At 72.6% G+C, this 10,762-nt stretch carries 8 protein-coding genes; 4 read left to right on the top strand and 4 right to left on the bottom strand.

Annotated features, from left to right (window positions below; translation table 11 throughout):
- Window positions 1-102 precede the first annotated feature (102 nt).
- Complete coding sequence (locus ACFVXH_RS41095; RefSeq protein WP_053112039.1) at window positions 103-1,275, bottom strand: PP2C family protein-serine/threonine phosphatase; 1,173 nt, start codon at window positions 1,273-1,275, stop codon at window positions 103-105.
- Between the two features lie 191 nt (window positions 1,276-1,466).
- On the opposite strand from ACFVXH_RS41095, the gene ACFVXH_RS41090 reads away from it, so the two are divergent.
- Together ACFVXH_RS41090 and ACFVXH_RS41085 are read left to right on the top strand one after the other, a co-directional pair.
- The gene (locus ACFVXH_RS41090) at window positions 1,467-1,685 is read left to right on the top strand and encodes a heavy-metal-associated domain-containing protein (RefSeq protein ID WP_049651134.1); all 219 of its coding nucleotides are present in this window, start codon (window positions 1,467-1,469) and stop codon (window positions 1,683-1,685) included.
- A 64-nt stretch (window positions 1,686-1,749) separates the two neighbouring features.
- Window positions 1,750-3,996, top strand: a complete 2,247-nt coding sequence (locus tag ACFVXH_RS41085; RefSeq protein WP_387831216.1) for a heavy metal translocating P-type ATPase — start codon at window positions 1,750-1,752, stop codon at window positions 3,994-3,996.
- A gap of 84 nt (window positions 3,997-4,080) precedes the next feature.
- Here the strand turns inward: ACFVXH_RS41085 and ACFVXH_RS41080 are convergent, their stop codons facing one another.
- From ACFVXH_RS41080 to ACFVXH_RS41070, 3 genes are all read right to left on the bottom strand, one after another.
- Window positions 4,081-4,800: an SDR family NAD(P)-dependent oxidoreductase gene (locus tag ACFVXH_RS41080; RefSeq protein ID WP_049651142.1), complete on the bottom strand. Its 720-nt coding sequence runs from the start codon at window positions 4,798-4,800 to the stop codon at window positions 4,081-4,083.
- A 556-nt stretch (window positions 4,801-5,356) separates the two neighbouring features.
- Entirely contained in the window at window positions 5,357-6,646 is a 1,290-nt protein-coding gene (locus tag ACFVXH_RS41075) for a citrate synthase (RefSeq protein WP_049651143.1), read from the bottom strand.
- Between the two features lie 225 nt (window positions 6,647-6,871).
- Window positions 6,872-9,109 carry an ATP-dependent RecD-like DNA helicase gene (locus tag ACFVXH_RS41070; RefSeq protein ID WP_049651144.1) on the bottom strand — a complete coding sequence of 746 codons (2,238 nt, stop codon included), beginning with the start codon at window positions 9,107-9,109 and terminating at the stop codon, window positions 6,872-6,874.
- A gap of 191 nt (window positions 9,110-9,300) precedes the next feature.
- On the opposite strand from ACFVXH_RS41070, the gene ACFVXH_RS41065 reads away from it, so the two are divergent.
- Together ACFVXH_RS41065 and ACFVXH_RS41060 are read left to right on the top strand one after the other, a co-directional pair.
- Complete coding sequence (locus ACFVXH_RS41065) at window positions 9,301-10,092, top strand: VOC family protein (RefSeq protein ID WP_049651145.1); 792 nt, start codon at window positions 9,301-9,303, stop codon at window positions 10,090-10,092.
- A gap of 99 nt (window positions 10,093-10,191) precedes the next feature.
- Window positions 10,192-10,653, top strand: coding sequence for a GNAT family N-acetyltransferase (locus ACFVXH_RS41060; RefSeq protein WP_387831215.1), 462 nt, complete (start codon window positions 10,192-10,194; stop codon window positions 10,651-10,653).
- Window positions 10,654-10,762: the final 109 nt, after the last annotated feature.

Here is a 10,762-nt window from a genome sequence, read left to right as displayed (position 1 = left end):
TCTGAAAATCATCCAGCCCCCGGAGCGGCCACCCCCGGAGCCACCCCCGGCCCCCCACCCTCCCGAAAGCCCACCCCCACAGAAGACCCCCGCAGGGCCCCCTCACCCATCCGTCCGCACGATCAGCAGCAACAACGCGTCGTCCCGCAACTCCCCACCCGTATGCGCCAGCAGGTCCGCGTACACCCGCCCGACCGCCGTCTCCAGCTCCCCCTCCGAGCGCGCGGCCCCCCGCACCAGCGGCCCGACCCGCTCCGCCAGCGGGTAGAACTCCCCGCTCGTCCGGTGCCGCGCCTCGATCACCCCGTCCGTGCAGAGCACCAGCACGTCCTCCGCCCCGAACGGCTGGGCCCAGGTGGTCGGCTCCCCCGCCGCCAGCCGGCCGAGCCCCAGCGGCACCCACGGGTCGGGCGCGTCCAGCACGTGCGCCCGCCCCTCGTGGTCCACCCGGATCGGCGGCACGTGCCCGTACTGCAGCAGCTCCATCGCCCCGGGCGTTCGGAACTCCGCGAACAGCGCCGTGGTGAACTCCCCGTCCGGCACGTGCCGTTCGACGCTGGCCTCGATCCGCGCCGCGACGCCCCGCAGTCCGGCCTCGTCGTACGCCGCCTCGCGGAAGGCGCCCAGGACCACGGCCGCGGTCTGGACGGCGGCCAGTCCCTTGCCCCGGACGTCCCCGACCGCGACCCGGGTGCCGTGCGGCGTCTCCAGTACGGAGTACAGGTCCCCGCCGATCCGTGAGGCGTCCGCCGCCGAGACGTACCGCACCGCGAGCCGCAGCGGCCCGACGGTCGGCCCGGGCAGCTGCAGCAGCGCCCGCTGGGCGGCTTCGGCGACGGAGCTGACGGCCGCGAAGGCCGCCGCGCGCCGCATCCGGATCTTGGCGACCCAGGCCGAGAACAGCGTCAGGACGACGTAGCTGACCATCGCCCCGTACAGGAAGCGGGCGTCGTTGATGTTGTCGACCTCGTCGTGGTGGCTGAGCCCGAACACCGTGAGCAGCCCGAGCGAGCAGACCAGCAGCAGTTCGCGGGGCTTCAGGGTCAGTGCCGCGACGGTCGGCACCACGGTCATCAGCGGGGCCAGGTAGCGGTCCTTGCCGGAGAGGAAGTCCGCGAGCCCGACGAGCAGGACGGCGATCAGCGCCGGGGTGGCGCGCCGCCAGAAGGGCACGTCCTGGAGGTCGGCGGCGAGCAGGGCGCCGCGCTGCCGGTCCGGCGGCAGTCCGGCTGCCGTGGGAGCCGAGGGAGACTGGGCGCGGCGGAGCGGAAACACATACCGAACATAAGGGACGATCACCGCGGAAGCCCGACCGGCCCTGGCCCCCGGCGTTCCCGAGCGATCCGGGCGCCCCACCCCCACCACTCCCGGAATACCCTGGAGGGGTATGGTGTTGTCACAAGAGTCGTTGCCAGCGCCGCGCCCCGGGCGAACCCCGGGCCGCCCGGACCTCCCGGAGGCCCCCGATGTCCAGCACCATCACCTACACCGTGTCCGGCATGAGCTGCGGCCACTGCGAGAAGGCGATCAGCGAGGAGGTCTCCGCCCTGGCCGGGGTCACCGGGGTCGCCGCCGACGCCACGGCCGGGACCGTGACGATCTCCTCCGCCGCCCCGTTGGACGACGAGCAGGTGCGCGCCGCGATCGACGAGGCCGGCTACGAGCTGGTCGGCCGCAGCGCCTGAACCACCCGGCACGGCGGGGCGCCGCGGCGCCCCGCCGGCCACCCGCACCGAGGAGCTGATCCGCATGAGCACGTCCACCCCGGACCTCGGGGCCCGGGACCGGGTCGAGCTGTCGATCGGCGGGATGACCTGCGCCTCCTGCGCGGCCCGGATCGAGAAGAAGCTCAACCGGATGGACGGCGTCGAGGCCACCGTCAACTTCGCCACCGAGAAGGCCCGGGTCGACTTCGGCCCCGGCACCACGGTCAAGGACCTGATCGCCACCGTCGAGCGCACCGGCTACACCGCCGAGCTCCCCCCGCCCCCGGCCGCCCCCGAACGCTCCACCCGGCCCGAGCCCGCCGACCCCCTGCGCGACCGGCTGCTGACCAGCGCCGTCCTCGCCGTCCCGGTGGTGCTGCTGTCGATGGTCCCGGCCCTCCAGTTCACCGACTGGCAGTGGCTGGCCTTCGCGCTCACCGGCCCGGTCGTGGTCTACGGTGGCCTGCCCTTCCACCGCGCCGCCTGGACCAACCTCCGGCACGGCGCCGCGACCATGGACACCCTGGTCTCGCTCGGCACCCTGGCCGCCTTCGGCTGGTCCTGCTGGGCGCTGTTCGGCGGCCACGCCGGCCGGCCCGGGACGCACCACGACTTCTCGCTCTCGGTCGGCGACACCGACGCCTCGGCCACGCTCTACCTGGAGACCGCCGCCGCCGTCACCGTACTGATCCTGCTCGGCCGCTACCTGGAGGCCCGCTCCAAGCGCCGGGCCGGCGCCGCACTGCACGCCCTGCTCGACCTCGGCGCCAAGGACGTCGCGGTCCTGGAGGGGGGACGCGAGGTACGGCTGCCGGTGGACCGGCTGACGGTCGGCACCCGCTTCGTGGTCCGCCCCGGCGAGAAGATCGCCACCGACGGCACGGTGGTCGAGGGCGCCTCGGCGGTGGACGCCTCGATGCTGACCGGCGAGTCCGTCCCGGTCGAGGTCACCGTCGGCGACGCCGTCACCGGCGCCACCGTCAACGCGGGCGGCCGGCTGGTGGTCGAGGCCACCCGGGTCGGCGCGGACACCCGGCTGGCCCGGATGGCCCGGCTGGTCGAGGAGGCCCAGAACGGCAAGGCCGCCGCCCAGCGGCTGGCCGACCGGATCTCCGCGGTCTTCGTCCCGGCCGTCATCCTGATCGCCCTGGCCACCCTGGTGGTCTGGCTGCTGGCCACCGACAGCTCCACCGAGGCCTTCACCGCGGCCGTCGCCGTGCTGATCATCGCCTGCCCGTGCGCCCTGGGCCTGGCCACCCCGACCGCGCTCATGGTCGGCACCGGCCGCGGCGCCCAGCTGGGCATCCTGATCAAGGGCCCCGAGGTGCTGGAGACCACCCGCACGGTGGACACCGTCGTCCTGGACAAGACCGGCACCGTCACCACCGGCCGGATGGCCCTGGTCGCCGTGCACACAGCGGAGGGCGTGGACCGGGCCGAGGCGCTGCGCCTGGCGGGCGCCGTCGAGCACGCCTCCGAGCACCCGGTCGCCCGGGCAGTCGCCGAGGCCGCCGCCGAGGCCGGCGCCCTGCCCGCCGTCGCGGACTTCCGCAGCGTGCCCGGGCGGGGCGTGGAGGGGGTCGTGGCGGGGCGCGCGGTGGTCGCCGGGCGCGAGGCCCTGCTGGCCGACCGCGCGCAGCACCTGCCGCCCTCCCTGGCCCGTGCCAAGGCCGCCGCCGAGGCGGCTGGCCGCACCGCGATCGCGGTCGGCTGGGACGGCGAGGCCCGGGCCGTGCTGGAGGTCGCCGACGCGGTCAGGCCGACCAGCGCCGAGGCCGTCGGCAGGCTGCGCGCGCTCGGCCTGACCCCGGTGCTGCTCACCGGCGACAACCGGGCGGTGGCCGAGGCCGTCGCCGCCGAGGTCGGCATCGCACCGGAGCACGTGCTCGCCGAGGTGCTCCCCGAGGACAAGGTCGCCACCGTCAAGCGGCTGCAGGCCGAGGGCAAGGTCGTCGCGATGGTCGGCGACGGCGTCAACGACGCGGCCGCGCTCGCCCAGGCCGACCTGGGCCTCGCCATGGGCACCGGCACCGACGCCGCCATCGAGGCCGGCGACCTCACCCTGGTCCGCGGCGACCTCCGCTCGGCGGCCGACGCGATCCGGCTCTCCCGCCGCACCCTGGCCATCATCAAGGGCAACCTGTTCTGGGCCCTCGGCTACAACGTGGCGGCGATCCCGCTGGCCGCCGCCGGCCTGCTCAACCCGATGGTCGCGGGGGCCGCGATGGCCTTCTCCTCGGTCTTCGTGGTCACCAACAGCCTGCGGCTGCGCCGCTTCCGGCCCGCCTGAGCCGGCCCGCGCGAAGGCCCCGGACCGGTGTCGGTCCGGGGCCTTCGCGCGTACGGGGCGTCCCGGGGCGTTCGGGGCCGGGGCTCAACGCCCCAGCAGCTCGCCGCCGTTGCAGTGCAGGATCTCGCCGGTGATGAACCCGGCCTCGGGCGAGGCCAGGAAGTACACCGCCGCCGCCACCTCGCCGGTCTCGCCGATCCGCCCGAGCAGGGTGCGGGCGGCCCGGCGGGCGACCTCGGCCTCGTCCAGCCGCGGCCCGAAGAACTCGGTGCCCGCGACGGTGCCCGGCGCGACGATGTTGGCGGTGATGCCCGAGGTGCCCAACTGGGCGGCCAGGAAGTGGTTCCAGGCGTGCAGCGAGGCCTTCGCCGCGCCGAACGAGCCGGCCCCGCGCAGGGCGGCGATGGAGCTGATGGTGACCACCCGGCCGGAGCCCGGGGTGAGCCGGTCGCGGACCGACTCGGTGAGCAGCACCACGGTCAGCACGTTGCGCTCGAAGTCGCCGCGCCAGCGCGCCAGCAGGGCGTGCGGCCCGCCGCCGACCACGGTCTCCCGGCTGCCGGCGTTGTTGACCAGGACGTCGATCCGCTCGGGCAGGTCGGCGAGCGCGGCCTCGACGGCGTCCGGGTCGGCGAGGTCGCACACCAGCGGGGTGACGTTCGGCCCGAGTCCGGCCGCGGCCTTCTCCAGGACCTCCCGGCGGCGGCCCACGATCACCACGTGGTCGCCGGCCTCGACGAACCGCCGCGCGACCTCGTACCCGATTCCCGTGCCACCGCCGGTGACGACGACGTTCCTGGCCATCTGCGCACTCCCTCCCCAGTTCCGCCGTCGCGCGGCGAATGTGCGCGACGGTCCGTACCGGAATGCCACGATTCCTATCACGCTCGGTTGCCGTGACTGCGGGGAGGGTGACGTCCGGCGCGAGCGAAGGTGTGATATGAGCGTGGTACGACGCGCACACGGAGCGTGGCGAGAGGCAGCTCACACCCCCCGGGCGTAACTTCTCGCACCCTGATACGTCTTAGGTTGGTAGTGCGGCAGTTTTTCCGGTGGGCGGGGACACGCTGAACGGCAACGTGTCCCCGCGCTTCCAGCGGGCTGTCGCCGACGGGGCTCCGGCGGGCCCCGGGACGGTCGTCGACCCTGACGGCCTTCGCGCACGACGCCGGGGTTCTGGCGGGCCTGGGACGCTTTGAGCGGCCGTCCCCGGCTGCGGCCGACCCCGGAGTCGTGCGCCGTACGGTTCCGTCCCCGCGCGGGCCCTCGGGCGCGCCACCGGGACGCGAAGGGGCCCGGCCGCTCTCGCGGTCGGGCCCCTCTCAGCTTCCGTGCGGGCCGGTGGTCGGCGCCGCTGCGGTCAGCGGGCGTCCAGCGGGACGTAGTCGCGGATCGCGGTGCCGGTGTAGATCTGGCGCGGACGGCCGATCCGGCTGGTCGGGTCGTTGATCATCTCGTGCCAGTGGGCGATCCAGCCCGGCAGCCGGCCGAGGGCGAACAGCACGGTGAACATGCTGGTCGGGAAGCCCATGGCGCGGTAGATCAGGCCGGTGTAGAAGTCCACGTTCGGGTACAGCTTGCGCGAGATGAAGAAGTCGTCCTTGAGGGCGTGCTCCTCCAGCTTGAGCGCGATGTCCAGCAGCTCGTCGCTCTTGCCGAGCTGGCCGAGGACCTCGTGCGCGAGCAGCTTGACCTGGGCGGCACGCGGGTCGAACGCCTTGTAGACCCGGTGGCCGAAGCCCATCAGCTTGACGCCGGCTTCCTTGTTCTTCACCTTCGTGATGAAGGCGTCGACGTCGCCGCCGTCCTTCTGGATGCTCTCCAGCATCTCCAGCACGGCCTGGTTGGCGCCGCCGTGCAGCGGGCCCCACAGGGCCGAGATGCCGGCCGAGATCGAGGCGAACAGGTTGGCGTGGCTGGAGCCGACCAGGCGCACGGTGGAGGTCGAGCAGTTCTGCTCGTGGTCCGCGTGCAGGATGAGCAGCTTGTCCAGCGCGTTGACGACGACCGGGTTGAGCTCGTAGTCCTCGGCGGGGACGGCGAAGGTCATCCGCAGGAAGTTCTCGACGTAGCTCAGGTCGTTGCGCGGGTAGACGAAGGGCTGGCCCATCGCCTTCTTGTACGCGTACGCGGCGATCGTCGGCAGCTTGGCGAGCAGGCGGACCGTCGACAGGTGGCGCTGGGCCGCGTCGAACGGGTTGTGGCTCTCCGGGTAGAACGTGGACAGCGCGCCGACGACCGAGGACAGCATGGCCATCGGGTGGGCGTCCCGCGGGAAGCCCTGGAAGAAGCGCTTGACGTCCTCGTGCAGCAGGGTGTGCTGGGTGATCTCGCGGTTGAACTCGGCCAGCTGGTCCGCGTTGGGCAGCTCGCCGTTGATCAGGAGGTACGCGGTCTCGATGAACCCGCCATCGGAGGCGAGCTGCTCGATCGGGTAGCCGCGGTACCGCAGGATGCCGTTGTCGCCGTCCACGAAGGTGATCGCGGACTTGTACGCGGCGGTGTTACCGAAGCCGTTGTCCAGGGTGACCAGGCCGGTCTGCGGGAGCAGCTTCGAGATGTCGAAGCCGGCGTTGCCCGCAGTGCTCTCGACGACGGGGTACTCGTACTCGCCGTCCTGGTACCGCAGTACTACCGAGTTGTCGCTCACGTCTTCCTCACCGACGAAATGAATCCTCTTCCAAGGTGCCCTGACTGTCTCTACCATCCCCCATCCGGAGGACAGTCGCGCACCCGGGGTGGCCCGAAAGGGCCCGCCCCTACAAAACCTGCTGCCGCAGCCGGTACGAACCGGACAAGATCGGCACCACCCTAGGCTCTGCCGTAAATCTCTTCACGTCAAGAGAACATTAGAGGCAACCATCCCGTTGGATAATCATCCAGCTGCGAGCCGATGGTCGAGTCCGGTATGCCTCCGACCTGCACTGACGGCCCGGACGGCCTGTCCGATCGCCTTGCGTGACCCCACCAGCACCACGAGTTTCCGTGCCCTGGTCACAGCGGTGTAGAGCAGGTTCCGCTGGAGCATCGTCCAAGCGGACATGGTGACCGGAATCACCACGACCGGGTACTCGCTCCCCTGCGAGCGGTGGATCGTCACCGCGTACGCGTGGGCCAGCTCGTCCAGTTCGTCGAAGTCGTACGCCACCTCCTCGTCCTCGTCGGTGAGCACCGTCAGCCGCTGGTCGTCCACGCTCAGCGCGGTCACCACTCCCACTGTGCCGTTGAAGACGCCGTTCCGCCCCTTGTCGTAGTTGTTGCGGATCTGGGTGACCTTGTCCCCCACCCGGAACGTCCGGCCGCCGAACCGGCGTTCGGCCAGCCCCTCCCGGGCCGGCGTCACCGCCGCCTGGAGCAGGGTGTTCAGGTTCCCCGCGCCGGCCGGGCCGCGGTGCATCGGCGCCAGCACCTGCACGTCCCGGCGCGGGTCGAAGCCGAACTTCTGCGGGATCCGGCGCGCCACCACGTCCACCGTGAGCCCGGCCGCCCGCTCCGCGTCGTCCTCGGCGAACAGGAAGAAGTCCGCCAGCCCGTCCGTCAGCGGCGGCCTGCCCTCGTTGATCCGGTGCGCGTTGGTCACCACGCCGGACTGCTGCGCCTGCCGGAAGATCCTGGTCAGCCGCACCGACGGGATCGGCCCGCCCTCCGCCAGCAGGTCCCGCAGCACCTCCCCGGCGCCCACCGAGGGCAGCTGGTCCACGTCCCCCACGAACAGCAGGTGAGCGCCCGGCGGCACCGCCTTGACCAGCTTGTTCGCCAGGATCAGGTCCAGCATCGAGGCCTCGTCGACGACCACCAGGTCCGCGTCCAGCGGCCGGTCCCGGTCGTACGCGGCGTCCCCGCCCGGCTTCAGCTCCAGCAGCCGGTGCACCGTCGAGGCCTCCACCCCGGTCAGCTCCGCCAGCCGCTTCGCCGCCCGGCCGGTCGGCGCCGCCAGCACCACCTTGGCCCGCTTCGCCAGCGCCAGCGTCACGATCGACTTCACCGTGAACGACTTGCCGCAGCCCGGACCGCCCGTCAGCACCGCGACCTTCTCGGTCAGCGCCAGCCGGACCGACTCCTCCTGCTCCGGCGCCAGTTCGGCCCCGGTCCGCTTCGCCAGCCAGTCCAGGGCCACCGGCCAGTCCACGTTCCCGAACCACGGCATCCGGTCCGCGTCCGAACGCAGCAGCCGCACCAGCTGGTTGGCCAGCGAGATCTCCGCCCGGTGGAACGGCACCAGGTACACCGCGGTGACCGGCTCGCCGCCCTCCCCCGGGACCGCCTCGCGCACCACGCCCTCGGCCGCCACCAGCTCCGCCAGGCAGTCGATCACCAGCCCGACGTCCACCTGCAACAGCTTCACGCCGTCCGCGATCAGCCGCTCCTCCGGCAGGAAGCAGTGCCCCTGGTCGGTGCTCTGCGACAGCGCGTACTGCAGGCCGGCCTTCACCCGCTCCGGGCTGTCGTGCGGGATCCCCACCGCCTGGGCGATCCGGTCCGCCGTCAGGAAGCCGATGCCCCACACGTCCGAGGCCAGCCGGTACGGCTCGTTCCGCACCACACCGATCGAACCGTCGCCGTACTGCTTGTAGATTCGCACAGCCAACGAGGTGGACACCCCGACCCCCTGCAGGAAGACCATCACCTCCTTGATGGCCTTCTGCTCCTCCCAGGCCGCGGCGATCTTCTTCGTCCGCTTGGGCCCCAGCCCCGGCACCTCGATCAGCCGGCCCGGCTCGTTCTCGATCACCTCCAGGGTGTCCGCCCCGAAGCGCTCCACGATCCGCTCGGCGAACCGCGGCCCGATCCCCTTGATCAGCCCCGAGCCCAGGTACCGCTGGATCCCCTGGATCGTGGCGGGCAGCACCGTGGTGTAGTTCTCCACCGTGAACTGCCGCCCGTACTGCGGGTGCGAGCCCCACCGCCCGTGCAGCCGCAGCGACTCGCCGACCTGCGCCCCCAGCAGCGCGCCCACCACCGTCAGCAGGTCGTTCGCGCCCCGGCCGGTGTCCACCCGGGCCACCGTGTAGCCGGTCTCCTCGTTGGCGTAGGTGATCCGCTCCAGCACGCCCTCGACCTGCGCGAGCTGGCGCGGCACCTGCTGCCCGGACTGCGCCGCCTGCTTGCTCACCGGACCCCCTTCGACCGGTACGGGTGGACGATTCCGCTACGCACCGTACCGCCCCGCCCCGACACCCCGCCCCCGCCGGTGCGGCGGCCGCTGCCGTGCACCGCCCCGGCCGAGGTGCCAGGCTGGGAGGGACCGAGGGGGACCGCCGTCGACCGCGCCCGCCCGGGCCCCGTCCGAGGAGCAGTGCCGCCATGCTCAACACCGACTTCCGCCCCGGTTCCCCGGACTGGCTCGACCTGAGCAGCCCCGACACCCGCGCGTCCGTCGACTTCTACACCGCGCTGTTCGGCTGGACCTTCGACTCGGCCGGCCCCGAGGCCGGCGGCTACGGCTTCTTCCAGCTCGACGGCCGGACCGTCGCCGCCCTGGGCCCGCTCGCCGAGGAGGGCACCCCGCCCGGCTGGACGCTCTACTTCGCCACCGAGGACGCCGACCGCACCACCGCGCTGGTCGAACAGGCCGGCGGCCGCGTCCGGTTCGCCCCCTTCGACGTCTTCACCGCGGGCCGGATGGCCGCCTACACCGACCCGACCGGCGCCGACTTCGCCGTCTGGCAGCCGCACGGCACCCGCGGCCTGGACGTCGTCACCGAGGAGGGCAGCCTCTGCTGGGCCGAGTGCTACAGCGTCGACGCCGAACTCGACAAGTCCTTCTACCGCTCCGTCTTCGACTGGCAGGAGCAGGACGTCCCGCTCGGCGAGGTGATGTACACCGTCCTCACCCCGGCCGGCGGCGGCAGCGACGACGCCCACGGCGGGATCATGCAGCTCGGCCCCGAACACACCGCGCGCGGCACCACTTCGCACTGGCTCCCCTACTTCGAGGTCCCCAACGCCGACGCCAGCCTCGCCATCGCCGACACCCTCGGCGCGACCGTACGGATCCCGGCCATGGACGTGCACGGCGTCGGCCGCCTGGCCCAGCTGGTCGACCCGCACGGCGCCGTCTTCGCCGTCATCACCAGTGCCAAGCCCGGGGACTGACGCCGAGAGGGTCCCACGGCCCTTCAGAAGGCCCGGGAAGGGGTGCTACGGGCGTAGACAAGGCGCGGTGCGTCACACAGGGGCCTCTAGTCTCTGATCATGACTGAAACGGCTGTTCTGACGATTCGGCGGGCCACCGCCGACGACCTGCCGGCGATCGTGGCCATGCTCGCCGACGACCCCCTGGGCGCCACCCGCGAGAGCCCCGACGACCTCACCCCCTACCGCACCGCCTTCGCCAGCATCGACGGCGACCCGCACCAGCACCTGATCGTCGCCGACCGGGCCGGCCGCACCGTCGGCACCCTCCAACTCACCGTCGTCCCCGGCCTCTCCCGGGCCGGCGCCACCCGCACGATCATCGAGGGCGTCCGCATCCACGCCGACGAACGCGGCAGCGGCCTGGGCACCGAACTGATCCGGTGGGCCGTCGACCGCTCCCGCGAACTCGGCGCCGACCTCGTCCAGCTGACCTCCGACGCGACGCGCACGGACGCACACCGCTTCTACGAGCGGCTGGGATTCGTGGCCTCGCACGTCGGGTTCAAGCTCAAGCTCTGAGAACGCGCTCAAAAGCCCGGAAAACGCGAAGAACCCCCATCCGGGACCCGGATGGGGGTTCTTCTGAAGAATTGTTCGGCGGCGTCCTACTCTCCCACAGGGTCCCCCC

The sequence above is a fragment of the Kitasatospora sp. NPDC058184 genome (genome assembly GCF_042883725.1).
Taxonomy (GTDB): domain Bacteria; phylum Actinomycetota; class Actinomycetes; order Streptomycetales; family Streptomycetaceae; genus Kitasatospora.
Note: the sequence above shows the minus strand (reverse complement) of the source record. Positions and strands in the feature narration are given on the sequence as shown.

What these genes read in the sequence shown, in the direction of transcription:
- ACFVXH_RS41090 (WP_049651134.1), top strand. Translation starts at nt 1,467, where the DNA reads ATGTCCAGCACCATCACCTACACCGTGTCCGGCATGAGCTGCGGCCAC.
- ACFVXH_RS41085 (WP_387831216.1), top strand. Translation starts at nt 1,750, where the DNA reads ATGAGCACGTCCACCCCGGACCTCGGGGCCCGGGACCGGGTCGAGCTG.
- ACFVXH_RS41080 (WP_049651142.1), bottom strand. Translation starts at nt 4,800, where the DNA reads ATGGCCAGGAACGTCGTCGTCACCGGCGGTGGCACGGGAATCGGGTAC.
- ACFVXH_RS41065 (WP_049651145.1), top strand. Translation starts at nt 9,301, where the DNA reads ATGCTCAACACCGACTTCCGCCCCGGTTCCCCGGACTGGCTCGACCTG.
- ACFVXH_RS41060 (WP_387831215.1), top strand. Translation starts at nt 10,192, where the DNA reads ATGACTGAAACGGCTGTTCTGACGATTCGGCGGGCCACCGCCGACGAC.